This window comes from Chryseobacterium sp. NRRL B-14798, from assembly GCF_050470705.1.
In the GTDB taxonomy this organism is placed as follows: Bacteria; Bacteroidota; Bacteroidia; order Flavobacteriales; family Weeksellaceae; genus Chryseobacterium; species Chryseobacterium cupriresistens.
This window is the reverse complement of sequence record NZ_JBFLUL010000005.1, coordinates 825,493-852,087: the sequence shown is the minus strand read 5'-3', so window position 1 is coordinate 852,087 and position 26,595 is coordinate 825,493. Positions and strand designations below refer to the sequence as shown.

General features: G+C 35.0%; 26 protein-coding genes and 1 riboswitch. Of the genes, 22 read left to right on the top strand and 4 right to left on the bottom strand.

The window, feature by feature from the left end:
* The first annotated feature begins 78 nt into the window (after nucleotides 1-78).
* The 3 genes from AB1278_RS04265 (at nucleotide 79) to AB1278_RS04255 (ending at nucleotide 2,864) form a co-directional block, all read left to right on the top strand.
* Nucleotides 79-357, top strand: coding sequence for a co-chaperone GroES (locus AB1278_RS04265; RefSeq protein ID WP_002976538.1), 279 nt, complete (start codon nucleotides 79-81; stop codon nucleotides 355-357).
* A 103-nt stretch (nucleotides 358-460) separates the two neighbouring features.
* Nucleotides 461-2,086, top strand: a complete 1,626-nt coding sequence (gene groL / locus AB1278_RS04260) for a chaperonin GroEL (RefSeq protein WP_062675889.1) — start codon at nucleotides 461-463, stop codon at nucleotides 2,084-2,086.
* A gap of 79 nt (nucleotides 2,087-2,165) precedes the next feature.
* Nucleotides 2,166-2,864: a hypothetical protein gene (locus tag AB1278_RS04255; RefSeq protein ID WP_429812650.1), complete on the top strand. Its 699-nt coding sequence runs from the start codon at nucleotides 2,166-2,168 to the stop codon at nucleotides 2,862-2,864.
* Between the two features lie 218 nt (nucleotides 2,865-3,082).
* On the opposite strand, the gene AB1278_RS04250 is transcribed toward AB1278_RS04255, so the two are convergent.
* Nucleotides 3,083-5,932: an SIR2 family protein gene (locus AB1278_RS04250; RefSeq protein ID WP_429812647.1), complete on the bottom strand. Its 2,850-nt coding sequence runs from the start codon at nucleotides 5,930-5,932 to the stop codon at nucleotides 3,083-3,085.
* Nucleotides 5,933-6,377: 445 nt separating this feature from the next.
* On the opposite strand from AB1278_RS04250, the gene AB1278_RS04245 reads away from it, so the two are divergent.
* Genes AB1278_RS04245 through AB1278_RS04235 form a run of 3 tightly spaced genes read left to right on the top strand, consistent with a single transcriptional unit; the run spans nucleotide 6,378 to nucleotide 7,721 of the window.
* Nucleotides 6,378-6,785, top strand: coding sequence for a helix-turn-helix transcriptional regulator (locus AB1278_RS04245; RefSeq protein WP_429812644.1), 408 nt, complete (start codon nucleotides 6,378-6,380; stop codon nucleotides 6,783-6,785).
* A 20-nt stretch (nucleotides 6,786-6,805) separates the two neighbouring features.
* On the top strand, nucleotides 6,806-7,360 hold the full coding sequence (locus tag AB1278_RS04240; protein WP_429812641.1) for an ADP-ribosyltransferase: 555 nt from the start codon (nucleotides 6,806-6,808) through the stop codon (nucleotides 7,358-7,360).
* Between the two features lies 1 nt (nucleotide 7,361).
* On the top strand, nucleotides 7,362-7,721 hold the full coding sequence (locus tag AB1278_RS04235) for a hypothetical protein (RefSeq protein ID WP_429812638.1): 360 nt from the start codon (nucleotides 7,362-7,364) through the stop codon (nucleotides 7,719-7,721).
* Between the two features lie 159 nt (nucleotides 7,722-7,880).
* Here AB1278_RS04235 and AB1278_RS04230 read toward each other — a convergent pair whose 3' ends face one another.
* Nucleotides 7,881-8,309 carry a CBS domain-containing protein gene (locus tag AB1278_RS04230; protein WP_227943246.1) on the bottom strand — a complete coding sequence of 143 codons (429 nt, stop codon included), beginning with the start codon at nucleotides 8,307-8,309 and terminating at the stop codon, nucleotides 7,881-7,883.
* 766 nt (nucleotides 8,310-9,075) lie between these two features.
* Here AB1278_RS04230 and AB1278_RS04225 point away from each other — a divergent pair.
* From AB1278_RS04225 to AB1278_RS04165, 13 genes are all read left to right on the top strand, one after another.
* Nucleotides 9,076-10,251 (top strand): Kelch repeat-containing protein, encoded by a 1,176-nt coding sequence (locus AB1278_RS04225; protein ID WP_429812635.1) that lies wholly within the window; start codon nucleotides 9,076-9,078, stop codon nucleotides 10,249-10,251.
* A gap of 59 nt (nucleotides 10,252-10,310) precedes the next feature.
* Complete coding sequence (locus tag AB1278_RS04220; RefSeq protein ID WP_429812632.1) at nucleotides 10,311-11,006, top strand: hypothetical protein; 696 nt, start codon at nucleotides 10,311-10,313, stop codon at nucleotides 11,004-11,006.
* Nucleotides 11,007-11,043: 37 nt separating this feature from the next.
* Nucleotides 11,044-11,553 (top strand): YegJ family protein, encoded by a 510-nt coding sequence (locus AB1278_RS04215; RefSeq protein ID WP_411413403.1) that lies wholly within the window; start codon nucleotides 11,044-11,046, stop codon nucleotides 11,551-11,553.
* Nucleotides 11,554-11,658: 105 nt separating this feature from the next.
* On the top strand, nucleotides 11,659-12,204 hold the full coding sequence (locus AB1278_RS04210; protein ID WP_429812629.1) for a hypothetical protein: 546 nt from the start codon (nucleotides 11,659-11,661) through the stop codon (nucleotides 12,202-12,204).
* Nucleotides 12,205-12,211: 7 nt separating this feature from the next.
* Complete coding sequence (locus AB1278_RS04205) at nucleotides 12,212-12,871, top strand: DUF2461 domain-containing protein (RefSeq protein ID WP_429812626.1); 660 nt, start codon at nucleotides 12,212-12,214, stop codon at nucleotides 12,869-12,871.
* Between the two features lie 169 nt (nucleotides 12,872-13,040).
* Complete coding sequence (locus AB1278_RS04200) at nucleotides 13,041-13,559, top strand: hypothetical protein (RefSeq protein WP_411413401.1); 519 nt, start codon at nucleotides 13,041-13,043, stop codon at nucleotides 13,557-13,559.
* Between the two features lie 301 nt (nucleotides 13,560-13,860).
* Nucleotides 13,861-15,471, top strand: coding sequence for a serine hydrolase (locus AB1278_RS04195; protein WP_411413400.1), 1,611 nt, complete (start codon nucleotides 13,861-13,863; stop codon nucleotides 15,469-15,471).
* Between the two features lie 131 nt (nucleotides 15,472-15,602).
* A complete protein-coding gene (locus AB1278_RS04190; RefSeq protein ID WP_062675862.1) occupies nucleotides 15,603-15,986 on the top strand; it encodes a 5-carboxymethyl-2-hydroxymuconate Delta-isomerase in 384 nt (127 codons plus the stop codon).
* A gap of 36 nt (nucleotides 15,987-16,022) precedes the next feature.
* A complete protein-coding gene (locus AB1278_RS04185; RefSeq protein ID WP_346562296.1) occupies nucleotides 16,023-16,526 on the top strand; it encodes a DinB family protein in 504 nt (167 codons plus the stop codon).
* 476 nt (nucleotides 16,527-17,002) lie between these two features.
* Nucleotides 17,003-18,247 carry a hypothetical protein gene (locus AB1278_RS04180; RefSeq protein ID WP_411413399.1) on the top strand — a complete coding sequence of 415 codons (1,245 nt, stop codon included), beginning with the start codon at nucleotides 17,003-17,005 and terminating at the stop codon, nucleotides 18,245-18,247.
* 41 nt (nucleotides 18,248-18,288) lie between these two features.
* Nucleotides 18,289-18,642 carry a DUF2200 domain-containing protein gene (locus AB1278_RS04175; protein WP_411413398.1) on the top strand — a complete coding sequence of 118 codons (354 nt, stop codon included), beginning with the start codon at nucleotides 18,289-18,291 and terminating at the stop codon, nucleotides 18,640-18,642.
* A 145-nt stretch (nucleotides 18,643-18,787) separates the two neighbouring features.
* A riboswitch (FMN riboswitch) is annotated at nucleotides 18,788-18,913 on the top strand.
* Nucleotides 18,914-19,005: 92 nt separating this feature from the next.
* On the top strand, nucleotides 19,006-19,653 hold the full coding sequence (ribB, locus tag AB1278_RS04170) for a 3,4-dihydroxy-2-butanone-4-phosphate synthase (RefSeq protein WP_411413397.1): 648 nt from the start codon (nucleotides 19,006-19,008) through the stop codon (nucleotides 19,651-19,653).
* Nucleotides 19,654-19,788: 135 nt separating this feature from the next.
* Entirely contained in the window at nucleotides 19,789-20,787 is a 999-nt protein-coding gene (locus AB1278_RS04165; protein ID WP_343640676.1) for a T9SS type A sorting domain-containing protein, read from the top strand.
* 62 nt (nucleotides 20,788-20,849) lie between these two features.
* On the opposite strand, the gene AB1278_RS04160 is transcribed toward AB1278_RS04165, so the two are convergent.
* Entirely contained in the window at nucleotides 20,850-22,934 is a 2,085-nt protein-coding gene (locus tag AB1278_RS04160; protein WP_202841404.1) for a TonB-dependent receptor domain-containing protein, read from the bottom strand.
* A 163-nt stretch (nucleotides 22,935-23,097) separates the two neighbouring features.
* Here AB1278_RS04160 and AB1278_RS04155 point away from each other — a divergent pair, with 163 nt between their 5' ends.
* Together AB1278_RS04155 and AB1278_RS04150 are read left to right on the top strand one after the other, a co-directional pair.
* On the top strand, nucleotides 23,098-23,850 hold the full coding sequence (locus AB1278_RS04155; protein ID WP_110008182.1) for a DUF3575 domain-containing protein: 753 nt from the start codon (nucleotides 23,098-23,100) through the stop codon (nucleotides 23,848-23,850).
* A 110-nt stretch (nucleotides 23,851-23,960) separates the two neighbouring features.
* Nucleotides 23,961-25,253 (top strand): MFS transporter, encoded by a 1,293-nt coding sequence (locus tag AB1278_RS04150; RefSeq protein ID WP_429812618.1) that lies wholly within the window; start codon nucleotides 23,961-23,963, stop codon nucleotides 25,251-25,253.
* 48 nt (nucleotides 25,254-25,301) lie between these two features.
* Here AB1278_RS04150 and AB1278_RS04145 read toward each other — a convergent pair whose 3' ends face one another.
* Nucleotides 25,302-25,520 (bottom strand): hypothetical protein, encoded by a 219-nt coding sequence (locus tag AB1278_RS04145; RefSeq protein ID WP_110008184.1) that lies wholly within the window; start codon nucleotides 25,518-25,520, stop codon nucleotides 25,302-25,304.
* A 218-nt stretch (nucleotides 25,521-25,738) separates the two neighbouring features.
* Here AB1278_RS04145 and AB1278_RS04140 point away from each other — a divergent pair, with 218 nt between their 5' ends.
* Complete coding sequence (locus AB1278_RS04140) at nucleotides 25,739-26,413, top strand: DUF4919 domain-containing protein (RefSeq protein WP_343640668.1); 675 nt, start codon at nucleotides 25,739-25,741, stop codon at nucleotides 26,411-26,413.
* Nucleotides 26,414-26,595 lie beyond the last annotated feature (182 nt).

Genomic DNA, 26,595 nt, shown 5'->3' with positions numbered 1-26,595 from the left:
CCATTTCAGCCATCAGCGTCTCATGGCATACATTTAGAGAATTACAACACAGAAATAATTAAAAAAATTAAATATATTATGTCAGTAAACTTTAAACCATTGGCAGACAGAGTTCTGGTAGAGCCAATCGCAGCAGAAACTAAAACAGCTTCAGGAATCATTATCCCGGACACTGCAAAGGAAAAGCCGCAAGAAGGTACTGTAGTAGCAGTAGGTCCTGGTAAAAAAGACGAGCCTACAACGGTTCAGGTAGGTGACAAAGTACTTTATGGTAAATATTCAGGTTCTGAATTGAAGTTGGAAGGTAAAGATTATTTGATCGTAAGAGAAGCTGATTTATTGGGAATTATTGGCTAAGATTTCAGATCACAGACATCAGATTTCAGATTAAAAATCAAATTAAAAAAACTTTTGTTAGTTGTCTAATATCTGACATCTAACATCTAATATCTAATCAAACATGGCAAAAGAAATAAAATTCGATATTGAATCAAGAGACGCTCTAAAAAGAGGGGTTGATGCATTAGCAAATGCAGTAAAAGTAACTTTAGGTCCTAAAGGGAGAAACGTAGTAATCGAAAAATCTTTCGGTGCTCCACACGTAACTAAGGACGGTGTTTCTGTAGCAAAAGAAATCGAACTTGAAGATAAGGTAGAAAACATGGGAGCTCAGATGGTAAAAGAAGTAGCTTCCAAAACCAACGATATCGCAGGAGACGGTACTACTACCGCTACTGTATTGGCGCAAGCTATCGTAAGAGAAGGTCTTAAGAACGTAGCGGCTGGTGCTAACCCTATGGATCTTAAAAGAGGAATCGACAAAGCAGTAACGGCTGTTGTGGAAAACCTTAAATCTCAATCTCAGGAGGTTGGAGATTCTTCAGAAAAAATCAAGCAGGTTGCTTCTATCTCTGCCAACAACGATGATACCATCGGTTCTTTAATCGCTGAAGCGTTCGGAAAAGTAGGTAAAGAAGGAGTAATCACTGTAGAAGAAGCTAAAGGTACTGATACAACCGTAGACGTTGTAGAAGGTATGCAGTTCGACAGAGGATACCAGTCACCTTACTTCGTGACTAACCCTGAGAAAATGTTAGCTGAACTAGAAAACCCATACATCCTTTTAGTAGAAAAGAAAATTTCTTCAATGAAAGAATTGTTACCGGTTCTTGAGCCAATTGCACAAGGTGGTAAGTCTTTATTAATCATCTCTGAAGAAGTTGAAGGGGAAGCTTTAGCTACTTTGGTAGTAAACAAATTAAGAGGTTCTCTTAAAATTGCTGCTGTAAAAGCTCCAGGATTCGGAGACAGAAGAAAAGCAATGTTAGAAGATATCGCAATCCTTACAGGTGGACAGGTGATCTCTGAAGAGCAAGGTTTCACAATGGAAAACATCTCTTTAGACATGCTTGGAACTGCTGAAAAAGTAACGATCGACAAAGACAACACTACAGTTGTAAACGGTGGTGGTGACGAAGCGAAAATCAAAGGAAGAGTAGCTCAGATCAAAGCTCAGATGGAAACTACAACTTCTGACTACGACAGAGAGAAACTTCAGGAAAGATTAGCTAAGTTAGCTGGTGGTGTTGCTGTACTTTACGTAGGTGCTGCTTCTGAAGTAGAAATGAAAGAGAAAAAAGACAGAGTAGATGATGCCCTACACGCTACAAGAGCTGCTGTAGAAGAAGGTATCGTTGCTGGTGGTGGTGTTGCTTTGGTAAGAGCCATCTCTGCACTTGACAATCTTTCAGGATCTAACGCTGACGAAACTACAGGGATCAAAATCGTTAAGAGAGCTATCGAAGAGCCATTAAGACAAATCGTTGCCAACGCAGGTGGTGAAGGTTCTGTAATCGTTGCTAAAGTAGCAGAAGGATCAGGAGACTTCGGATACAACGCGAAAACTGACGAGTATGTTCACATGCTTGAAGCAGGTATTATTGACCCAACTAAAGTAACAAGAGTTGCCCTTGAAAACGCAGCTTCTGTTTCTGGAATGCTTCTAACAACAGAATGTGTGATCACTGAAGTGAAGAGCGCAGAGCCAGCTATGCCAATGGGTGGTGGAATGCCAGGAATGATGTAGTAGCGAGTCGCTAAGACAATTTAATATACTAACCGTCCTGCTTTTTGTAGGGCGGTTTTTAATTAAAACTATATTAATTATGGAAAACTCTAGAAAATTTGGAATTACTCTAAACAATCCTACTTCATGGCCGGAAATATTTTGGATTCAATATGATATTGACACTTCAATTGAAGCCTTAAAAAAAATGATCGATCTACAAAACAACTCCTATTATGATCTAGATGAACAATTATTTAGAAAGATTAAAACAACTCGTAGAACAAGTGGTTTTAAAACCGAAGAAGAAGTTGAACAATATGTTAGTCATTTGCATGGGATTGAAGAAAGCATTGTTGCCGAATTAAGAAAGATACAAGTTGCAAATCAAATTAATGCTGTTTTTAGCATTTTTGAAAATAAATTAAAAATGATCTGTGACAAATTAAATAGAGATTATAATTTTCAATTACCTGAAAAAAAATCGCCTTATATACCATATTACTGGAAAACATTGCAAAATTTTCTTGAAGAAGGCTCAAACCAAACAGAGAAATATTATACTCCTATTTATAATAAATACATTGTTCGGAATGTATTAAATCATCAGGATAGTATTGCAGAAAAAAAACAATATGACACGTTCAAGCATATTGAAAATATTATGACTATAGAGTCTGATGATAAGTACTACATCTACGAAATAGATCAATCATTCTGTTCAATACTAATTGACCAAATTGAAATTTTTTTCAAAAAATTACTTCAAACCTTAAAAGAAAAAACAAATACAAACTAAGCATTAACAAGTGCTGCCCTTGAAAACGCAGCTTCTGTTTCCGGAATGCTTCTTACTACTGAATGTGTTATCACTGAAGTAAAGAGCGCTGAACCAGCTATGCCAATGGGTGGTGGAATGCCAGGAATGATGTAGCGGTCAGCGACCGAGGCAAATTAATATATAAACCGCTCTATAAAGATAGAACGGTTTATATATAATAATTGATTACAAAATATTTATAGTACTTGATTATACTTTTCTAAAATTTCAATAAATTTTTCTTCTTTTCTGTATTTATGTTTCACATCAGGCATAAACATTTTAGGATTTACTCCCTCAAACAATATTTCTTCTAAAAATTTATAAAAATTATCATGATCTTCCATTGACGCATAAATAGCTGCTTTTGTACCTACAAATCTTTTATCAGCAGATATAATTTTATCAATCGTTATTAATGCCGCTTCATAATTGCCAATCAACCTATAATAATTTGCAAGTGCATTAGAATACTCTTCATTCCTATCCTTTATTCTAGATAAAACAGAATAAGCCTCATCGACTCTATTACAATTTAATAAAATATAGAATTTACTATAATAATAGTCATCTGAAGATTCCATAGATAGGGCTTTATTAATAAATTCAATAGCTGTTTCGTAATCAGCCATATCATTATACAATTCAGCTTTATGATAGTAAAATATTACTCTTTTCTTATCCAAAGAAATAGCTGTATCAAATGACTTTATAGATTCATCATATCTTCCTAACCATCTGTATATTGTACCATAAACATCATGTAAATCAGCCTTCTCTTCAAATGAATCATCAACTTTTTGAATTGAACTTAATGCCTCTTCATATTTTTCTAAATCTAACAAGACAAGAGTCTTTTGGAAATGTACGAAGGAATTGTTTGAATCTAAGGAAATATAATTTTCAAGCATGTCTAATGCCAATTTAGTATTATTTTCAGAAGAGTAAATTCCTGCTAAACGAAGTAAATTATGCTTTTGTTTTGGAAACATTTCAAAAATACGAATTGAGGTTTCCTTAGCTTTCAACTCACTCTTATTATTTAGATAACAATTTGCTAAATTATCTAAAACCGTTAAATCATCAGGTTGTAGATAAATATATTTTTCAAAATTAACTATTGCTTGCCCCCAATTTTTATCTTTATGAAAATGAATTCCTAAAATTCGAAATTTTTCTTTTTCACTTAAAAGATAATCTTTTAAAGGAGTTGATGTTATTTTCAATTGTGTATCAATAAGTTTTTCGTTTTGTAATGTTGGAAAGCCATTTATAAAGCTTACAAACTCTTGAATATATCCCGCATAAGGAAAATAAGCACCATTAATGTTAAAATGTCTTTTTATAAAATGAGAATCATTATTGCCCCGTTCCGTGTCAACTATTGGAGATTTCGTATTACACATTATATATTTAAAAGAGTCTGGATAGGGAGACCTATCCAAAGCTTCGATAAATCTTTCAATATTTTCTCCGTTGTAATTATCATACACATTTTCAAACAACGGATTATTTTCTTTAAAAAAGGGTAAAAAGTAATTATATGGATTATCCCTAAAATATGGATTTTCAAAAACCTTTTCTGTGAAATTATACCTACCAATACCAATAACAAGAATATATTCTACTATTTCTTGACAAGCATTCTGTATTTGAGCATTCAAAGTCAAAGATTTAATTTTTTTCTTAAGAGCATCAAATCTCAACCATTTGTTACCTAAATGATTTAAAATCATTACTAAATAGGTAATTGTTCTCTCCCATGTTTTATCTTCATTATCGTTTATAAAATCAACCAATAATGAAATTTTTTTTTCGTCAGCCTTATTAAATATAAATAAACTACAAGTAAGAGCACTTACTAATTGGCACCTTTCAAACCATTGATGATTATCATAATCCGTTCTTATCCTATTAATTTCATTTATTGTTTCTTGATTTAACTTCTCACTGCCATATATTGTATCAAAAAGCATTTTTATATGATTATTCTTATATTCTTTATCAAAAGTTTTAAGATAATCTAGGTCTTTATAAATTAATTGATCAATTTTTGATTTTAGATCATGCATTTCGGAAGCTAATGCTCTATTACTTGGATCTTTTTTAATTTCTTCTGTTTTGCTTTTAATTAGCATAAACAAGCTATCAACATCATCTTCTGAGATCTGTTCTTCCTTCTCAAAAGACTCTCTAAAGAGTCCAATTTCTGTAGTTTTTTTTTCCTCTATTAAAATTTTTAAATAGTCTTTCAGGGACTCATCCCAGTTATCAATTTTAATCTGTTTAACATCAAATCCAGAAAAATCATTATCATGGGAGGTAGAGAAGATAAAGTGATTCCCAACAGAATAATTATCGTATAAACTTTTAATTTTAGTAAATAAATTGTTAACAAAAGGATCTGATAGACTAAATCCTAGAAAAAGAAAAGTTTTATTTTTAAAAAAATCACCAAGCGCATCATTATTTGCATTATTATTTGAATAGATTAATTTATAATCACTTTCAAATAATATTATTTTTTCTGGATTCTTAAAGTCTCCATGAATTTTATATAAAAACTTAGAATCATTTTTTTGAGCCTTTAATGCCATGAATGGATTTTCATTTCCGAAAATATCAATTTGTGGATCTTCTGGCTTATTGCTCTCTATGATTTGATCATAATTAGTTGTGATAATTTTTGAAGAAAGTTCCCAAATTAATTTATGTATATCTGAGTCTAAAGGATAGTTAGTATTAATTTCATTTAAAACGTTATGAATATATTCCTTAGCTCTTTTTTTATAAGTAGTCCCATTTTGCAAATCATTTTCAAGTATATTTAAAATATCTAATGGACTTTTTTTATCACTTGATAAAGAGTCCTTTAAATTATTGAAGTTTAAATATGAGATTGCAGCAAACTCTGAATTTAAATTATCTAAAATTCCTAAAACCAAATTTTTCCAAGATGGGCAGTTCAAAGGTATTGAAGCTCCTGCACCAATAAAGAGAACAAGCTTATTATCTCTAATAGCTTTCTTTAAATTTTCATCAATCATTAGTTATAAAATTATTCACATTTTAGCAAAAGTAATGATTTTACCTATAATAAATAATATATCTTTGTATTTCTCCCGCTGGTGCGAGCATCATGCTCGTACCATAAACAAAAGACCCCGTTGCGCAAAGTCTCCCGACTTTGTGTTTAAAAAATAAATAAACCATAGTCAGGAGACTTCCCCGCTACCGCACGATTGCATCGTGTGGCATAAGCTTTTAGATCATAAACCAAAATCCGAAGTCTCCCACTTCGGATTCTTTATATCCTCACCTCATCTAAAATACCCCACTCGCCCCGCTAGTGCGAGCATCATGTTCGTACCATAACAAAAGGCTTCGGTATCAAACAACAACATAACTCTTTTATCTCAGGATAAAATACCCCACTCCCCATTTCCTATCCCCCAACTTTTACTTATATTTGTTTCTATAACGTACACAAATATGCAAAACAAAAAAATACATCAGGGGAGAAATATCAAGCGTTTTCGGGAGATGTTGGGCATCAAGCAGGAGGCTTTGGCTTTTGATCTTGGTGAAGACTGGAACCAGAAGAAAATTTCGCTTTTGGAACAGAAAGAAACTATTGAAGATCCTTTGTTGAAAAAAATTTCTGAGGTATTGAAAATTCCTGTGGAAGCTTTCCAGAACTTTGATGAGGAACAGGCTATCAATATTATTTCTAATACTTTTGATAACTGTCAGCAACCAGCTTCTATTTTCTATAATTCTACAATTAACCCTGTAGATCAATTAATCAAAGTGCACGAAGAAAAAATTGCGCTGTACGAAAGAATGCTGAAAGAAAAAGATGAAATGATGGCCAGACTGGAGCAGCTGATTCAGAAATAAAAAATGCTCCCTATTAAGATATGGACAGTGCCCTCATTAAATATGTCAGCGAAAATTTGTCCGCAGAATTGCGAGAAATCTCAACATCAAAACGTGCAGGATATGAGAATGGGTTAACTATTCATGAAAAAGCCATTATTTATCACTACACAGATTCAGGATATGACTCTTTAAATGAACGATTAAGAAATGGACAAGATATCAATGATTTTGGACTTTTTTTAAATTATAGCTTAGATAAATTACCCGATTACCAAGATCTTTGCTACCGTACCATTCGGTGTCCAAAAAGAGATCTTGAAAGATATTATTCAGCATTCAAGAACAATGGCATTATTATTGAGAAATCTTTTTTATCTTGCAGTAAATCAAGACTATTGGCACTTCAATTCAGTGACAGCCCCGTATTCATAATTTTATCAAAAAGAGGAAAAGATATTGAAAAAATCGCTAAATTTGGAATAGATAGCGGACAAAATGAAAAAGAAATTGTATTTAAATCGGGTTCAAGATTTAAAGTATTAGACATTAAGGAAGCAGAAAATAAAATTACGATAACGTTAGAAGAGGTATAAAATGGATTTAATAAAAGAATACTATAAAAATACAAATTTCAAAAATGACTCTGATTTTTTTGAGAATTTGGAAAACATTTTTATGTTCGGAAATATTAAATCTGAATATAAAAACAATGATTTTATCAACCATAAAGAGTTAATCAATTTACACCTAATAGATTTTCTTAAAAGTTTATTATCAAAAGATTTATTAACCAACAAAAGAGAAAAAGTTGCTGCTATTAATTTGATTTCAGAAATGGATCTTAGAAATGAATTTTTGGAATTAATTAAAGAGAAAAACAACAATAATAATGCTGAAATTTCTGAGAGATTAGGAGCTAAGTTTATGTCATCAGTAGATAAGAGTAAACATTAATGTGTACTGAAAAAAGTCTCCAACTCTGTGCAAAAAAATAAAGAAACCCGAAGTCTGTACTTCGGGTTTCTTATAACGTATATAATCTCCAATTACTCTGAATTTGGAAAATGTAAGGAACTCAGTGTAAGTGGACATTTAAAATGAATACTGGTTCATTTAATACTGCTGCAATAAATACTTTAAAATATCTGTAGTAGTCACAATACCTTTTAGGTCACCATTTTCTACCACTGGAACAGAATGAAAACTATGTTCGGATAAAATCTCTGCCACTTCTTTTATGGTGGTCTCAGGATTTACAGTGAGAGGAGCTTTTGTCATCACCTGCGAAATAGTAAATACGTCGTATACCACTGCTGACACTGGAATATCTTCCGCATCATCCGATTGTTCTACATCCGCATAGCTGATTTTTAATAAATCACTATAACTTAATACGCCTAATAACTTTTGATTTTCTACAACCGGAATATGCCTGATTTTATTTTTTTTAAATAAATTTTCAGCCTCATACAATGATTGTGTAAGATTGAGTGTAATCAGGTCTTTAGTCATAATTTGGGAAATTGGAACTCTTTGTTTCATAGCATTTTTGTTTAGATTATTGTGAAAATTTACAATGAAAAACGAACCTTAAATCCCTTTTTCATACTCAAAGTTAGCGAAGAAACATCTGCCTCATCATACCATTGCAGCTGATATTTATCAATTTTCCCCTCTGTATGATATGTAAAATATCATGGGTTCATTTTGGGAAATTTTTAAAGATTTTTTTAAATTTAATACATAATTTTCAGGACTTTACCCCCAAAAAAAACAATCGGTTCTTCGTATCCCGCTCCGCAAAGTCTCCCGACTTTGCGTAAAAAATAAAGCACCTCTACCCTCTTCTATAAATCCTTCAGCCTCTATTACAGGTCCTCCAGCCACTTCATGAAGTATCTCCAGCCCCTTCCATAAGTCCTTACAGCCCCTTGGGTAAGGAGGTATCTCCCCTTCATAACGGCCTTTACCCCCTTATGCAACCCCCTATAACCACTTCATAAAGCCCCTCTCCCCCCTTCCATAAGTCCCTTTACCCCCTTGGATAAGGGGCTATACTCCCTTCATGAACCCCCTCTACTCCCTTACCCAAGGGGGTAACTGTACCTGCAGAAATATAAAGTGTGATTGAAATCGACCATTTTTTAGAAATAGAACCTCATGCTTATCTGAATAAAGTAATTTTAAAATTCTCTTCAACTTTTTCCTATCTTTAAACCATGATTATTCTCTTAAAGTCCAATACTAAAATAAATCCGGACTTCAATAAAGAAAATCAGATAAAACAAACACACTAAACCTCATACCATTGAAAACAAAATTATTATTCCTTTCATTTTTGGGCTCACTGCTCGCCCATGCACAAACACTTCAATTTAAAACGCTCGCCAATATGTCTGCAGGAAGAGGAGCTATATCCAGTGTCATTGTAGATGATAATATCTATGTGAGCAACGGATATCAGGAAAGCGGAGGTATGGCCAATTATATTGAAAAATACAATATTACAGACAACAAATGGAGTGTTCTCAATGCAACTATCACTCCCAAAAAGTTTGCTAATGCGGAGACGTATAATAATAAAATGTATATTTTTAACGGTTGGGGAAACAGCCATCTTGAAATTGTAGATCTTGAAACCCTTAAAGTAACGAAGGGTGCTGTGAACCGTTCGTATACAGGAAATGCAGGTTCTGCCATCCATAACGGGAAAATATATGTGTTCGGCGGAAGCGGACTGAACGGCGCTGCAACCACTGCATTTTCCAACAGATTCCAATATTATGATATTGCTTCAGATACCTGGCATCCATTGCCTGATATGCCCACCGCCAGAGAAGCAAAGGGCAAAATTGTGAGTGATAAATTGTATGTCATTGGCGGTTTCAACGGTACTTCATCCCGCCTGATCAATATCTACGACATCAATACCAATCGCTGGACCGATCAGATTACGATGCCAGCCGGGATATCAGGACATTCATTAGCGGTATCCGGCGATAAGATTTTTATTGCGGGAGGCTATAACAATCAGACTTTTCTGGCTTACTTTGATACAACAACCAATAAATTCCATCAGCTGTCATCCAATATGATTCCCAGAAGACACGCTGCAGCGGAAGTTTATAACAATAAATTATACATCATCGGCGGAAGTACAACGTCTGTAACCAAATCAGCTATTAAAAGTACACAAGCAGCTGATATTTCTGAAAGTGCCCTTTCTTCCAATACAGCCAATGAAGATCGTGAGACCACAACAAGAGTCTATACCAATGCATCCAGAGACGGTTTTATCATCAGTAATAAAAATAACAGCAATCAGTTTGAATTTACCGTCTACTCTTTAGATGGACAAGTGATCAACAGGGGCTTTGCCTATTATAACAGAAATATTGACTTATCAAGAGTACAGCGCGGAACTTATATCTTTAGTTTTAAAGATGAAAAAGGGGTTTTACAGAAGATTAAAATTGTAAGATGATAGTAAGTGCTATTTATTAGATATTTGCATTAGCACCATAATCCATTAAAACAGCTTTGATGGATTTACAGGATTTGAAAACCAATAACCATACTATGAACGCTCAGGAACTTCAGACATTACTCACTGAAAGAGCTGAAAAATTTCATCTCAAAAATGAAGCATTTCACACGCTCCAAAAAATACTCTCAGAAGATCCTGAAGAATTGATAGGAGGCTTTGCCCGCCACGAAATTACTTTTGTATTTGAAGGATACCAATATCTGATTGAACAGCAATACCGGGAACCTAGTATCCGGGCAAGAATAAGTCTTTGTGTGGAAAACGAAATCTATCTTAAAAACCTGGAACCCATCGGGTACTATGATCTTGAAATGGATTTTGATGGCGAAATAGTAGATGACTGGTTTGTTATCGAAAAGGAGAAATATCTGAAAGACATCGGAATCATATCCTATTTTCAGGACATGAACAAAAAGATGCCTCCGCACTTTTTAAAAGGAAATCATGGCGAATATGAATTTGTTTCCTATATATCCTTAGTTGGAACACTATTCATAAGCAAAGATTTTGAAGGCTCCGGAGTATTTGTCGACCGAGCAAGCACTTATTTAAAAGATCATTCTTTACCTGATAGAGATTACTTAAAGGAATGCAGGTATTTCCTGAAAATAATGAGCCGCTACCTGATAGAAAATAACCTGGTTTCTGAAGAACTGAAACAGAAATTAGAAGATTATAAGATTAATAAGTGACAATTAGAAACTTGAATTAATATCATCAGATTAAATTATGCGCTGCAAATATCCAATCTATCTACTTCTAAGCCTTATCGTATTAAGCTGCCAAAGAAAAGATCAAGTTGTAAAAAGAGATAATGAGCCCGACATTCATATTCTGCAGGGAGAAGACACCGAAATGAATACTGCGATAGAAAATGCCCAAAAATCATTATATAAGTTCAAAGAAGCAATAGAAAGCCGCAATCCGGATTACTACAATTTTGCACTGAAAGAAAGATTTAACACCGCAGGTTCCGGAGGCGAGCATATCTGGATAAGTGAAGTTCAATATTCTGATGATAAATTCTATGGAATTGTAGATGGAGATCCCATATCAACAACAGAAGTAAAACTGGGAGATACTATTGAAATTAATCCACACAATATTACAGATTGGATATATATCGACAAAAATATTGTGAAAGGAGGTTATACTACCAGAGTTTTAAGAAAAAGAATGTCACAAAAAGAACGTGAACAAATGGACAAAGAAAATGGGTTTACAATTGAAAATGAGTAAACCTCATCATTTTCCCTTCCTTCATTTTTTATCCCTCCAACTTTCCCTTATATTTGTTTCAATAACGGTCTGATCAATGATGACGGCACAAACCAAACAAAAAATATGACAACAAAAGAAGACTTCTGGGACAGGAAAAAGAAATTAAATGATGATTTTTTCGTAATGAGTTCCCTGGCAAATCCGGCCACCGAAGAACAGATTACAAAGTATGAAGAAAGTACAGGTTTTACATTCAGTGAAGATATTAAGGATTTCCTGACAACATTTGGCTCCTTGCTTCTTGAAGTTAGAGAAGAAGTATGGAAACGGCCCGAAGAATTTGATGTTCTTCCAGCCTGGAAATTCGGGTACGGCTTTTTCGTGTACGGGCTTTCGCAGGACGAAGAAATGCCTTCATGGATGGGTTTTGAAGAGAAGCATGCCGAAGCTCTTGAATATAAAGAAAAGCCTCTGGGCCAATTATTTTTCAAACGCAGTGGAAATCTGTACAGAGCTTATACCGACAATGGAATCATAAAAATTGAATATGACAAATATGACGAGGAAGATTACGATATATTTGAAGGAAATATTTATGACTTTTTAATCAAAGAAATTGACAAATTAGAAGAAGATTATCAAGAATATATCAACGAAGGAAAATCCTGATCTGAATATGAAAAAAGCATTTGAGTTTCTCACCCATTTAAAAGAAAATAACAACCGGGAATGGTTCGCAAAGCACAAATCTGAATATGATGCCATTGTAAAGGAAAATAAAGTTTTCTTCACTCAGATCTACAATGAACTTCAGGAGCATGATCAGCTTAAAGGAATGCATATTTTCAGGATTTATAATGACGTCCGTTTTTCCAAAAACAAAACACCCTATAAAACCAATTTCGGAGTGGGATATTCCCGTTCGAAGCCCATGCTGAGAGGCGGATATTATATTCAGCTGGAACCGGGCAACAGTTTTGTAGGTGGTGGATTCTGGGGCCCCGAAGCCAAAGATTTACTTCGCATCCGTAAAGAATTTGAAATCAGCAGCTCGGAAATTGAAAAAATCACCTCTGATAAGACTTTTATACAATACTTCGGAGAACTTAAAGGAGACTCTGTAAAAACTGCACCGCGGGGATTTGATAAAAATCATCCGGCTATTGATTTAATCAGAAAAAAGCAATTCCTGGTAATACGGAAATTTACAGATAAGGAGGTTCTGTCAGACAGCTTTCAGAAGGAAGCCATACAGACCTTGCTGGCAATGCGGCCTTTTTTTGATTATATGAGTGAGGTGCTGACAACGGATCTCAATGGAGAGCCTTTGTTCTAAAATCATTTATAACAGACTCTAATATCATCATTCATGAATAATATTTTTAGAGAATCAGCAGAACCTTTTATATTTTCAGCTATTCAGATTTATAATAGTACGAATGATTTAATTAATGAAATCCGTTCAGTTCAATTTTAAAATTACTGTTTAACACAGATCACTTAATATGAAAAAGTTAATCGTAGTTACGTGTCTGGTATTGGTACTGACTCTTTATAATTATCCTATTTTTGATGATAAAAAAATTACATTTGCTGTTATTTTTCTGTGCTTTGTTGTTCTTATATTTTCAATAGCAAAACTGTATTATCCCGATGAGAAAGATTATGATTCATTTGAAAGGGAAATGGATAGACAGCATCAATATGACGGAATTTTTCAATACACAGAAAAAGGGTTTTATATTAAGCAAAAGAATAACTCTGAATTTATAAAATGGGATGAAATTATTTCAATATATTTTTTCAGTGTCCCAACTCCATTCAGTGATAGAAAACAATCCGGGCTTGAAATCATTACCGGTAATAAAAGCTATGAATTTGATTATACTATAACACCTGGAATCGTAAAATTAGAAGATCAGCTTTCATTGCATCTTCCAACCTGGGATATGGATTCTCCAACGGTCACAATTAATAATTTCGGGCTTGAGAAAACAAAGTTATATGAAAAAAACTTGCTCTAAAGTATAGATGATTATGCCAGTCACCATTAAAATAAAAAACAAAACCAATTGGTTATTGATTGTATGGAAATTTTAAAGGACATGGAAATGAGAAGTTTACTTTCGGAAAAATCATTCTGGAAAATGGAAAAATCTTAAAATATTTTATTGAAACCGAAAAAGCGTCAATGGTTATGGTCAATGGTGTTAAAACTTTAATTCAAATTAAAAAGCCTTAATTGTTCTTCAACAAAAAATATTTTCCAAAAAATTCCATGTAATATTATCACACCTAAAAGTGTCTTATTTAAAAAAAAATTACATGAAATCTATTCTCACCTGTATCGTTTTAATGTTTGCGATGCATCCTCTTTTTTCACAGAAATCCCAAAAACTGGAACAGTTATTTTCAACGTATGAAAAAGCAGGATTGTTCAGTGGTTCTGTTTTGATTGCCGAAAAAGGAAAAATTATTTTTGAAAATAGCTATGGCTACAGAAATGCTCCTAAAAAAGAAAAAAATACCAATAACAGTCTTTATAGAGTTTTCTCCACCACAAAAATGTTCACAGCAACCGTTATTTTTCAGTTGGAAGAACAAGGGAAATTGTCTCTGAATGACAAACTCTCCAAATATTATCCTGATTTTCCGAAGGGTGACAGCATTACTTTAGCTCATCTGCTTTCCCATACATCAGGAATTCAAAATCATACCAACTCTGAGGATACTGTAGATGAAGAAACATTTTTAAAATATATTTCTGCAAAACCCTTGAATTTCCCCCCGGGCAAAAATTGGGATTACTCCAATTCCGGATATTATATTCTGGGTTACATTATTAAAAAAATAACAGGTTCAGGTTATGATAAAGTGATAGAGAATAATATCCTGAAGCCCCTTAAAATGAACCATAGCGGATTCAACTTCAAGAATGTTACGGATGAGAATAAAGCATTAGGTTATGAATTTCTATCCGATAATAAGTCTAATGAAGCATTACGTTTCAAAACTGACCATCCTTTTGGGGCAGGAGCCATGTATTCTACGGTAGAAGATCTTTTCAAGTTTAACGAAGCATTAAAGAATCACACCCTTCTGAAAAAGGAAACCACAGATAAAGCTTTTACTCCCTATCTCAAGGATCATTATGGATTAGGCTTCCAGATTTCGACTGTTTTTGACAAAAAACGGGTGGGGCATGATGGCGGCGGACCAGGTTACAGAAGCAGATATTACAGAATTCCGGAGGATGATATTTGTGTGATTGTCATATCAAATTCAGAACTTTCACACACGGATTTTATCTTTCCTCAAGTAGAAAAAATACTGTACAATAAACCATATAGCATTCCGGCCATTGCAAAAGTGAGTGCAGAGGATTTAAAAAAGCTGGAAGGTGTTTATTCCACAGAAGATTCAAATTTTTACATCACCAGTAACGATGGACAACTTGTTTTCAAAGAGGGCAGCTATCCAAGAAATGCGTTGTTACCAAAAAGCAAAACATCTTTCCAGCTGGATGAAAAATTCACCTGTACATTCCAACGGGATCAAGACGGAAAAATAAATACTCTGGTCATTCATTTCTGGGATGGAACTGTAAAAACAGCAAAAAGAAAGGCCAATACTCTTACGTGGGGAATTATCGGAAACGCAACGCCGAACGGTTGGGACGGAAAAGATATACTGCTACAAACAGATCCTAAAAATCCGAATATTTATTTTCTGAAAAACTATACATTAAAAAAAGGTAATTTAAAATTCAGGTTTAATAATGACTGGGGATACAACCTCGGTCTGAATAATGACAATAAAAGTATTGCCTTCGATGCTTATGATTTCCCAATCCATGAAGATGGAATTTATGATATTGTTCTTGACATGACCAACGCTGTACAACCACAATACAGCATTAAAAAATCAAATCTATAAAACCAGTATTCACAAAGTAAAAAATACATATTTTAAAGCCGTTTTGTTTTCAAAACGGTTTTTATTTTTAATTTCCATTACTATTTTTTATTATTTTTATCTCACACAAAATCAAACACAAAATAGAATCTATGCCCCATTTTATAATAGATTGTTCACAGGATATTCTTCAGCAGAGAACACCCGATGAATTGATGGATGCAGTTTATGAAGCGGCAGACGGAACAGGACTGTTTGCTCCCAATGACATCAAAGTAAGACTTCAACCCTATCAGTATTACAAATTAGGCACAGGTAAGAAAAATTTTCTACATGTGTTTGGGTATATCATGCAGGGGCGCAATACAGAACAAAAAGCAGATCTTTCGAAGCAGATCTGTAACCAGCTTTCAGAATTGCTGCCTGATATTTCTTTTCTTTCTGTCAATATCAATGATTTCGAAGCAGCGACCTACAGCAACAAAGCACTCATTAATCCTGAAAATTCAGACCAGGACAGGCATTTTGGTTTATAACATTCACCTTTACACACACAACTAAACATTAATAATATGAGCTTAAAAACATTAGTCAGCAAAAGTGCACAGTACAACAACTGGGTAGTCAATAAATACATCGACTGGCTATCCACAAAGTCTGACGAACAGCTGAATCAGGAAACCATTTCCAGTTTTCCGACAATTTTAAAAACGTTACACCACATCTGGCAAACTCAGGAATATTGGTGGAGCCACATTTCAGAAAAAGATGATTTTGATTTTGTAAAAACAGCAGAAACTACCAGCAAAGAAGATGTTTTCAATGCCATAAAAAACAATTCGCAGAAACTTGTAGATTATGTGGAAAGTTTATCTGAAGAAGATCTTTCAAAAAATGTAAAGATAGAATCCCAATGGTTTCAGTGTGATTTTTCGAAATACGAGTATATCCAGCATGCTATTCTTCACGGAACGTATCACAGAGGACAGATCGTAACGATGGGAAGAAATATAGGAATCACCGATGCTCCTATGACGGATTTTAATTTCTGGAATATTTATAAAGATCAGCAATAAAAGCCCAATTTTGTGGATAAGTGTAAAATAGAATTTTCGGACACCGATCGAATCCAATTAAAATATTGATTTTAAATATTTTAAATCAAAACAGGCAGTTATCCACATTTTCAACTATTTGTGGATAACTTTCTATGATCTCTTTTTACCATTGTGGATAAACTATGGATAAGTTTTTAAGTCATTTAAAAAATCCCTTATAAATATCTATAAATCATTATTTTATAATGAATACCGTTTTTTATGGATTTTCCACAATGAAAAATCATGTGGATAAGTTCTGTGGATAACTTATCCACATTTTTTTGACCTTATTATTCGCAGGCATTATTTTTAAAGCAAATGCCAGAGGTTATCGACAAAATAAATTGCTCCAATTACCGGAATTGTTTTCATACCGGATTATTAGATTTTTTGTAAGTTAGTTGATAGGGGATAGAACCTCATTTCAATAAAATTTTAATGTAAAAAGTTCAATGTACAACACTACAATCCAAAAAGAGTGGTTCTCAGAAGGGGAACGTTATGCAAAAGGCATCAATGAAATGGTTGAGTTTGGTGAAAAAAACGGCTGGGAAAACTGGAAAGGTGAAGAACCTGAAGATAAAAGAGCCAATATTGCCCGCGAAGTTTTTGAACTGCTTAAAACTGCCAACAAAAAAGGAGACACAGAAAACTTCAGAGAATATTTCCCACCTGCTCACGCTCCTATCATTCCCTTAATGGAAAATAAAGCTCAGAATATTGAGCATATGCACTTTATCACTGATGAAAAAATTGTTTTCCTGACAGGCACTTCATATGAAAAAAGACAGGCTTATCTTCTTGATAAAGATATTGTCACAAAACTCGATGAAAATATCCATGCTATCGGGAAATCCAAACGGGAAAACATTTTCGCCATTGCAGATGCTCACAAAATATCTTTATACAAAGGTTGGAATGGAGACCTTATCAATGAATTTGAAATGGATGAAAACCCAGATTTCGGGATTACAGATTTATATCCTTTTAATGATGGAAGCAAAGTTGTGATTGTTTCCTCAGACGGAATTTTTCTGGTTTCAAATACTGAAAAAAAACTCATCCATCCCATCAATGAAGACAATGAAGAAGACTGGAGCTCTCAGATTGACATGGAAAATGCAGCATTATCCAACGACAATTCTTATATCGTAGTAGGAGATCAGTGCTATGATCACAGAATACTGGATCACGAAGGCAATACCGTGGGATCTATAGGACCACAATCATCTTATCCACATTTTTGTCTTTTTGCAAAAGATGACAGCCAACTGATTACAAATTCCTGCCACTTTTACAACGGAATTACCATCGGAATCAATGCCGATCAATATGCAGGAGCTGATATTGAAGCGTATACAGAAAGTGAAGACTTTACTTTCATTGATGAAGAAATGAGAGTTTATGAAGGGGCTGCCATAAAAGATTATTATATTCTGGGAGACGCTTACGGCTATATCAAAGCTTTTGATAAGAATGGAAATCAGCTTTGGAGACACTTCCTTGGGTCTACCATTACAGGAATTGCACTTTCTGATGATGAAGAAACCCTGTGGGTAGCGGCACACTCAGGTATTTTACACAAATTAAAACTAGAGAAAGGACATAGAGATACCCACACCATCGGCAATGGGAAACATTATGAAGAGTTCAGACTGCTGATCTGGAAAGATGAGCCTCAGATCTGGAAGTGGTAATTAAAATCTTATTCTCAATATTAATTAATAACAATAAAGTCATGCAGAATACTAAAATTTTCACCACGGCTTTTGCCAGTGTTTATCCACATTACCTTCAAAAAGCTGAGAAAAAGGGACGCAGCAGAGAAGAAGTGCATGAAATCATATTCTGGCTGACGGGATATGATGAAAGTGATCTGCAGAACATCCTTAACAACAAAACCGACTTTAAAACTTTCTTTGAACAGGCACCTCAACTCAATCCAAATGTTTCATTGATCAAAGGAGTCATCTGCGGATATCGTGTGGAAGAAATTGAAGATGAACTCATGAGAAACATCCGGTATCTGGATAAACTGATTGATGAACTGGCCAAAGGAAAGAAGATGGAAAAAATACTAAGAACAGTCTGAAAATTTAATTTCAAAAAGAGTTACTGCTTAAATATAATTAAAAAGCTTCTCCAATTCAAAAAACTTCCCGAAATTAGCGGTCTGTGCGTTAAATACTATTAATGAAATAAAAATTTAATTACAACATACAGCAAAACTTAGTATAAGTTTTCTTCGGGGCAGGGTGAAATTCCCTACCGGCGGTTACAGTCCGCGACTCCTTTCTTCGGAAGGGACTGATCTGGTGAAATTCCGGAACCGACAGTTAAAGTCTGGATGGGAGAAGAAAATGAGATGACCAATAAGATTCCTTATGGACTCTTGTTGCGTTGTATTTCATTTCCATGTACCGAAGTGTATTTTAACTTTTAAAAGTAAAATAACATGGAAAAATTATTAGAACAATTCGGAGCAACCTCCAAAGAACGTGTAGAAAAAGCACTTCAGACATTACAGCAGGGAAAAGGTATTCTACTGGTAGATGATGAAAACCGCGAAAATGAGGGTGATATCATCTTTCCCGCCTCCACTATTACAGAACAGGATATGGCACTTCTGATCCGCGAATGCAGCGGTATCGTCTGCCTTTGTATTTCCGAGGAAAAAAGCCGCCACCTTAATCTTCGTCCGATGGTGGAAAACAACAATTCAAAAAACCAGACCGCATTCACGATTTCCATTGAGGCAAGAGAAGGTGTGGAATCGGGAGTTTCTGCCAAAGACCGCGTGACAACAATCAGAACTGCTGTAGCAGCAAATGCTCAGGCAGAACATATTGCAAGTCCGGGCCATGTTTTTCCTCTGATTGCAAGAAAAGATGGTGTATTTGAAAGGCGTGGACATACCGAAGGCAGTGTAGATCTTGTAAAAATGGCCAATCTTGGTGAAGATGCCGTACTTTGTGAACTGACAAATGAAGACGGTTCCATGGCAAGGCTCCCTGAAATTGTAGACTTTGCCATCAAAAAAGATATGAGTGTCGTAACCATTGAAGATATTTATGCTTACCGTAAAATGGTAATAAGCAATTAAACCCAAGCATTTTTAACGCACAGACCGCCTGTTGATTCGATCAGCAGGCGTTTTTATTAAAAATATAATTAAAAAGAAAAAAAATTAACATTTGAATACTATTTTTTAATTATTTTTAACAAAAAAATTCTGACTATGAAAAAATCTCTACTCCTTTTACTAGGAGCATCTGCCATGATGTCTGCGCAGATCACGCTTACAAAAGCAGCCAATGACCCTATTTCCGGAAATATTGTTAATTACAACAACACAGCCGGCACCGTAAACAACTCTGCAACAGGTCCTAACGCAACATTTTCCAATGGCGGGCTTACGATGGGAGCAGCATCACAAACAACGTATTCAACTCCTAGTTCTACTGAAATAGCAACTTTCCCGGGTTCTACTCTTAAAATGGTAGACGGAGCAACAACCGTTTATTACAAAGCTTCAACTTCTAAACTGGAAATTACAGGAATTGTAAATACACAGGCCACTTTAAACTTTAGTGTGGATAACGGTACTCATATTAATTATCCAACAACGTACGGAGCAACACAGAACGACACCGCCAAAGGTACTTTTTCCTCATCTTCTGCCAGCGGATTATTCAGTGGTACAATGACTGCCATTGCTGATGCATATGGAACTTTAATTATAGGCAATCAAACATACACTAATGTTCTTAGAGTAAAATTCACACAGAATTTCAACCTGTATTCATCTCTGGATGTTACTTATTCTAACCCTATCGGAGCAATAACCAATACAGCCTATTCTTATTACGATGCTTCTCACAGATATGCCCTGCTTAATTCTACAAGCGGAAATATCAGTATTCCACTGTTGAGCATCAACCAGAATGTAAAAACTACATTTGCATTAAGTGAAACATTCCTGGGCGTAAACAGTGCAGTAAAAAAAGAAAACTTAGTGGTTTATCCTAATCCTGCACAGGATTTTATCGGTTTCAAAGGAAATACGGATAACTATTCCAAAGCAGATATTTACAGCCTGGATGGTAAACTGGTTAAAACTTCAGATGTAAAATCCGGAAACATACAGATTTCAGATCTTCCGCCAGCATCTTATTTCATTCAGATCAGCGGAAAAAATGCTGCAGATACAAAGAACACAAAATTCATTAAGAAATAATAAAACAAAATCCCCACTCCTACAAATGAGCGGGGATTTCTTATTAACATTCAAATTAGCATCTAAAAGGTAGCTGCAGGTGCAGTATCATTATTAAGCTTTCGCTGAATTTCTGTCTTTTTCCCTTTCGAGAAATCATAGCTCAGTCCTAATACAAACATGGATTTGTTGTTCATAATCTGTGTATGAACTTTATAATCTACGAGACTTTCCGGTAGGCTTTTCGTTTTATATTCCGAAGGCATTCCTATCCAGTACATTCCTGTAGAAAATGTCCAGTTCTTATGTTTATAGCTCACAAAAATATTATTCTGGTTTTCATTCGTATTAAGAAATGCTCCATTAAGGCTGTATACCGGAATATTGAACTGGTACTGAACAGAGAAAGATTTATATTCTGAAGAAAGCGAAAAGTAATTTCCTAAATAGTCATTTTTTATCAGAGCACCTTTACTAGTTCTTACTGTTTCAGATGTTGGTGTGATTACAGCTTTTATGACCAAAAGAGTATTTCCGAAAGGTTTATAAGATCCTGTTAACTGAACTCCATATCTCTGAGCATTCTTCCCGTTTTCATAAGTCAGGGCATATCCATTCAACACCTCATCGTGAACGTAGTACTGATTGATTACCCTGTTGGTATACCGGTAAAATAAGCCTGCATTAAAATCAAAATACTTATTATTAAAAGAATAAGTCAGGTTATTAGAAAAAACCTGCTGAGATTGTAAAAAGGGGTTTCCCCTCTGAACAATATTAGGAGCCAGCTGCACCACATTGCTACTCAAAGCATTACTCCATGGACTTACCGGATTATAACTTGCTGTAAAACGTAGGTTCTGATTCCCTTTAAGCTGATAAGCTAAAATAACCTTTGGAGTAAAAGTCCATTCATCAAAAGTATTTTCTGCACTTTTATTGTGAATATTGGTAAGCCCTGCTCCGATACGATAACTGAATTGATCTGCTTTTCCTGCAAATTCAGTATAAAAATACTGTTCCAGATAAGTAACATTATATTGAGAGTATCCGGCAAGATTATTCAGATCATTGGAAATAGAAGACCTTGAAATCCGGTATCCGGACGAAAGTTTTCCAGCCGTGAAATCATGCATATGCGCAAGTTCCCCAACCAAACTTGTTTGCTTTGCTTTCAATACCATATCATTGTCATATACAGACAATCCCGAACCAACAATCCATTCTTTGGCCGTTTCTGTGGTATTGGTGGTGTAATGAGAACCTACTACATTAATACTCAACTCATCTTTTTCACCAATCTTTTTAGAATAATATAGATCCAGCTTAGGAATCACATAATCCGAGCCATTATTTTTAAACATATTGTGTTCTTCTTTCAGATAATCTTCGGTAAAGACGCTCTGTCCTGTTCCTTTCGAAAACCTGCTGAAAATATCCATATTAAGTTTAGCCTGAAAAGCATAGTCATCGGGAACAAGTCTCGTATAGCGCAAAGCTATACTCTGGAAGGTATATCCAAAATGATCTTTGCGGTTTTCATCAGACCGGTAATGCTTCCCGTTCAGCTGATAATCATAGATGCTGTTGACTCTTCTGTCATTATAATCCCTAAGATTAAGGGAATATTCCAGTCCGAAATTATTTTTCCCTTTAGTATAATTGGCGTAGGCAGAACCGTTCACAAATCCGGTATTCAAAGCCGTAGATACATCAGCCCCGAAAACATACCCTGTTTCTGTGGATCTTGTCAGAATATTAACTACCGTATCTGCTCTCGTAGCCCATCTCGCTGGCGGAATGTCATAATATTCTACTTTCACCACTTCACCGGGCGCAACACTTCGGATCTGCATATCTGTAGCTTCAATCCCGTTGATAAGGAATAGTGTGGTTCCGCCTTTCGTACTGGTAATGGTATTTTCTACGGGATTCAGTTGTAACTCCGGGAGTGTGCTAAGTAAATCTTTTGCATAGCGTGCTCTGGCAAGCGCTTCTTTATCAAAAGTATAAACAGCTTTGTCTGCAAACTGTTTTTTACGTTGTGATTTTAAAATAACTTCCTGAATTTCTTTGGTTGTCCCTACATCAGCCGTATCATTTTTCTTCTCCTGTGAAAACATAAAAGCACTGCAAAGAAAGAAGATGGTATATATAGTTTTTTTCATGTCTGAAGATGAATTATACTAGTAGGACAATCAATGGCTGATGACTATTACATTAATAACAGCAAACAATTAAAAAATCAACATATTTTTTTATTTTCCATTTATTATGTTAAATTCAGCCCGTTTTTTGCTGGTATTTTTTTACATCACAAAATATTGAGTCATGAAAAAAGCATTCATAGTAATTCCGTACTTCCTGTTTTCGGTCCTGGGAGCTCAGGAAATTCAGAACAGCCCGGCAGAGAAGATGAATATCATCAAGACCAATGTCACGGCTTATACGTTCAGAAATATCAATCTGTCTTATGAAAGAGCTATCAGCCAATGGTTTTCTGTGAATCTCGGTTTCGGCACAATGCCTGAAGGAAAAGTACCTTTCATTAATGCTTTTCTGAAAGATGAAGATGAAAAAAGATTCCAGAATCTTAGAGTAAAAGCAACCAATTTCACCATTGAACCAAGATTTTATATCGGTAAAGGCTATGGAAAAGGATTTTATTTTGCTCCTTATTACCGGTACTCAAGTGTTACTTCCAATACTTTTGATTTTTATTATGATTATAAGGGTCCGAATGGAGTTACCTATCCAATTCCACTCAAAGGACAGGGGGACACCAATGGAAACAGTGGTGGATTAATGGTTGGGGTACAATTCTTTCTGACCAGAAGCCAGAATCTTGTCCTTGATTTCTGGATCGCTGGAGCCCATTACGGAAGCGGAAAAGGTGATTTTACCATGACCTCGGATTATGTACTGACGCCTGATATGCAGGCTCAGCTTAAAAAGGAAATTGAAAATCTGGACATTCCATTTGTTAAGTATACCGTAGAAACCAATGCCAATGGTGCCAGAATAAAAGTAGACGGGCCGTGGGCAGGCTTCAGAAGCGGGCTTTCCATTGGATATCGGTTTTAAGAAATCATTCTTAATATAGTATTCAACCGTTCTTTTTAGGAACGGTTTATTTTTTTCTGAATTTTGTATCTTGGATGTCATTATAAAAAAACTTTCTGGAAACAACATCTATGGACTCAGCCTCAATCACCACAGGTCAAAGAATCAAAGCCATCATTGGCGGATCTATCGGTAATCTCGTTGAATGGTACGACTGGTATGCTTACGCAGCCTTCGCCATTTATTTCTCCCATTCATTTTTTCCTGATTCTGATCTCAATGCCCAACTGATGAATACCGCAGGGATCTTTGCCGTAGGTTTTCTCATGCGCCCTATCGGCGGCTGGATGTTCGGAAGCATTGCAGATAAGATCGGAAGGAAAAAAGCAATGACGCTCTCCGTCCTGCTGATGTCTTTTGGATCTCTGCTGATTGCCCTTACTCCCACTTATCAGTCTATTGGTATTCTGGCCCCTTTATTACTTTTACTGGCAAGATTACTTCAGGGGCTAAGTGTGGGTGGTGAATATGGAGTTTCCGCCACTTACCTCAGCGAAATGGCCACGCAGGACAGAAGAGGATTTTATTCAAGCTTTCAATATGTCACTTTGATTGGCGGGCAGCTTATTGCTTTAGGTATTCAGCTTATTTTACAAAAATTATTACTCACTGAGGCCCAGCTTGAAGAATGGGGATGGAGAATTCCTTTTGTGATCGGAGCTATGCTTTCTATTATTGCCTTATATCTTAGAGCTAATCTTCATGAAACGGAAGCTTTTGAGAATAAAAAAGAAGTCAGCGAAAAGAAAAAAGGAACGGTAAAAGAGCTTATGAAACATCCAAAAGCTTTGCTTACCGTTGTGGGGCTGACCTTAGGAGGAACGCTGGCATTTTATACCTACACCACTTATATGCAAAAATTCCTGGTAAATACAGTACATCTTACCAAGGAAGAATCTACATTAGTCTCCTTTGTTTCACTCTTTATATTTGCATGTCTTCAGCCTGTATTTGGAGGATTATCAGATAAAATCGGAAGAAGGCCGCTTCTTTTAGGTTTTGGTATTTTGGGAACTTTATGTACCGTTCCGCTCCTTACGGCTCTCAGTACTACCACTTCAATATGGGGTGCATTTTTCCTGATTATGGCAGCTTTAATTATTGTAAGCGGCTACACTTCGATCAATGCGGTAGTAAAAGCAGAACTTTTCCCTTCTGAAATCAGGGCACTTGGTGTAGGTTTACCTTATGCTATTACTGTTGCTGTATTTGGCGGAACAGCAGAATATCTTGCGCTTTGGTTTAAAAAGATAGGGTCTGAAGAATATTTTTACTGGTATATTACCGGCTGTATTCTTTTTTCTCTGGTTGTTTATACCGGAATGAAAGACACCAAAAAGACCTCTACACTGGATAAAGATTAAATTATAAAAAACATGCACCGCAGATTTTCTGCGGCGCATATTCTATTTTTAATGATAGGCCTGTTTAAATTTTTCAATCATATGATCCAGATTATGACGCTGGACATAGATACTTTTTACCTCTTCATACCTCGGCGATTTGTAGAAAACCTCATGGAAATCCATACTGCCGTTTCCTACTTTCACAACTTTCTGTACTTCGATATTCAACTTTCTTAATTCGTCTTTGAAGACTTTAAATTCATCTTGTATACTACTACTGCTCATTAATATTTTTAGTTTTTTAGTTAAAAATTCCTTTTACCCCTTCAAATGTCAGGGGTAACATCTCAAATTCCGAATAAAGTTAGTAAATTTATTGACACAAAGTAGCAGTTTGATAATATTTTATTATTTTTTTTACAAATAGTAAGTTGATATTACCCGATTGATGCATATTTCGTATTTTTAATCTCACAAAAAATTGTAACAACCTTATACAAACCATGAGTATCAAAGCATTTTTCACTTTATTCTTTCTAACACTGCTGACTTTTCTGCATGCTCAGAAAATGGAATTCAAAGCACCGGATTATGCTGCCATTCAAAAAAGTATTGAGGATAAAAATTCAGAATTCTATTATCCAAAGCTTTTAAAAAGATTAAAGCAGAACGATACGCTCCTTACCGGCAATCAGTACCGTCATCTTTATTTCGGATATACATTTCAAAAAGAATATCAACCTTATAAAATAGGAAAGAAAGCTGAAGAAGTAGCCAAATATTACCGAGGTGAAGGTATCTCCCAAAAAGATCTTTCAAAGGGAATCCAGTTGTTCCTGGGTGCATTGGAGGAAAATCCACTGGATTTGCGGGCTATGAATTATCTCGCTTACTTGTATCATTTGAATAAAGATGATGCTACCGCCGAAAAAATTGCAGGAAATTTCCACGGATTATTAAATGCCATTCTTACTTCCGGCGATGGTCTCACATGTGAAACAGGTTTTCATGTGATTTCTGTAACAGATGAATATGTCCTTTTAAACAGATTTCAAATGGAAACAAAATCTCAAAGCCTGAAGGGAAAATGCGATTATCAGGAGTTTGAAAAGGACCAATATAAAATTCCCGGATTTTATTTTGACATCAGCAGGTTCTATGGAAAAATATTGGATTAATCATCCCGAATAAATACTTATCAATTTAATATTATTGAACCATTAACAAAAAATCGCTAAAATAAATTTCATATGATTTTGCCCTGAACAAAAGGGTTGAGAAGGAGGAGAAATATTTTTTTTCAAAAAAAATCAAATAGTGTGTAACATTTTTTTAAGGTTCGTCTCTAAAAGACAAATAC

What these genes read in the sequence shown, in the direction of transcription:
- AB1278_RS04185 (WP_346562296.1), top strand. Translation starts at nt 16,023, where the DNA reads ATGAGCTTAAAAACATTAGTCAGCAAAAGTGCACAGTACAACAACTGG.
- AB1278_RS04140 (WP_343640668.1), top strand. Translation starts at nt 25,739, where the DNA reads ATGAGTATCAAAGCATTTTTCACTTTATTCTTTCTAACACTGCTGACT.
- AB1278_RS04180 (WP_411413399.1), top strand. Translation starts at nt 17,003, where the DNA reads ATGTACAACACTACAATCCAAAAAGAGTGGTTCTCAGAAGGGGAACGT.
- AB1278_RS04200 (WP_411413401.1), top strand. Translation starts at nt 13,041, where the DNA reads ATGAAAAAGTTAATCGTAGTTACGTGTCTGGTATTGGTACTGACTCTT.
- AB1278_RS04245 (WP_429812644.1), top strand. Translation starts at nt 6,378, where the DNA reads ATGCAAAACAAAAAAATACATCAGGGGAGAAATATCAAGCGTTTTCGG.
- ribB (WP_411413397.1), top strand. Translation starts at nt 19,006, where the DNA reads ATGGAAAAATTATTAGAACAATTCGGAGCAACCTCCAAAGAACGTGTA.
- AB1278_RS04165 (WP_343640676.1), top strand. Translation starts at nt 19,789, where the DNA reads ATGAAAAAATCTCTACTCCTTTTACTAGGAGCATCTGCCATGATGTCT.
- AB1278_RS04255 (WP_429812650.1), top strand. Translation starts at nt 2,166, where the DNA reads ATGGAAAACTCTAGAAAATTTGGAATTACTCTAAACAATCCTACTTCA.
- AB1278_RS04240 (WP_429812641.1), top strand. Translation starts at nt 6,806, where the DNA reads ATGGACAGTGCCCTCATTAAATATGTCAGCGAAAATTTGTCCGCAGAA.
- AB1278_RS04160 (WP_202841404.1), bottom strand. Translation starts at nt 22,934, where the DNA reads ATGAAAAAAACTATATATACCATCTTCTTTCTTTGCAGTGCTTTTATG.
- AB1278_RS04235 (WP_429812638.1), top strand. Translation starts at nt 7,362, where the DNA reads ATGGATTTAATAAAAGAATACTATAAAAATACAAATTTCAAAAATGAC.
- AB1278_RS04150 (WP_429812618.1), top strand. Translation starts at nt 23,961, where the DNA reads ATGGACTCAGCCTCAATCACCACAGGTCAAAGAATCAAAGCCATCATT.
- AB1278_RS04175 (WP_411413398.1), top strand. Translation starts at nt 18,289, where the DNA reads ATGCAGAATACTAAAATTTTCACCACGGCTTTTGCCAGTGTTTATCCA.
- AB1278_RS04155 (WP_110008182.1), top strand. Translation starts at nt 23,098, where the DNA reads ATGAAAAAAGCATTCATAGTAATTCCGTACTTCCTGTTTTCGGTCCTG.
- AB1278_RS04220 (WP_429812632.1), top strand. Translation starts at nt 10,311, where the DNA reads ATGGATTTACAGGATTTGAAAACCAATAACCATACTATGAACGCTCAG.
- AB1278_RS04250 (WP_429812647.1), bottom strand. Translation starts at nt 5,932, where the DNA reads ATGATTGATGAAAATTTAAAGAAAGCTATTAGAGATAATAAGCTTGTT.
- AB1278_RS04215 (WP_411413403.1), top strand. Translation starts at nt 11,044, where the DNA reads ATGCGCTGCAAATATCCAATCTATCTACTTCTAAGCCTTATCGTATTA.
- groL (WP_062675889.1), top strand. Translation starts at nt 461, where the DNA reads ATGGCAAAAGAAATAAAATTCGATATTGAATCAAGAGACGCTCTAAAA.
- AB1278_RS04190 (WP_062675862.1), top strand. Translation starts at nt 15,603, where the DNA reads ATGCCCCATTTTATAATAGATTGTTCACAGGATATTCTTCAGCAGAGA.
- AB1278_RS04145 (WP_110008184.1), bottom strand. Translation starts at nt 25,520, where the DNA reads ATGAGCAGTAGTAGTATACAAGATGAATTTAAAGTCTTCAAAGACGAA.
- AB1278_RS04230 (WP_227943246.1), bottom strand. Translation starts at nt 8,309, where the DNA reads ATGAAACAAAGAGTTCCAATTTCCCAAATTATGACTAAAGACCTGATT.
- AB1278_RS04195 (WP_411413400.1), top strand. Translation starts at nt 13,861, where the DNA reads ATGAAATCTATTCTCACCTGTATCGTTTTAATGTTTGCGATGCATCCT.
- AB1278_RS04265 (WP_002976538.1), top strand. Translation starts at nt 79, where the DNA reads ATGTCAGTAAACTTTAAACCATTGGCAGACAGAGTTCTGGTAGAGCCA.
- AB1278_RS04205 (WP_429812626.1), top strand. Translation starts at nt 12,212, where the DNA reads ATGAAAAAAGCATTTGAGTTTCTCACCCATTTAAAAGAAAATAACAAC.
- AB1278_RS04210 (WP_429812629.1), top strand. Translation starts at nt 11,659, where the DNA reads ATGACAACAAAAGAAGACTTCTGGGACAGGAAAAAGAAATTAAATGAT.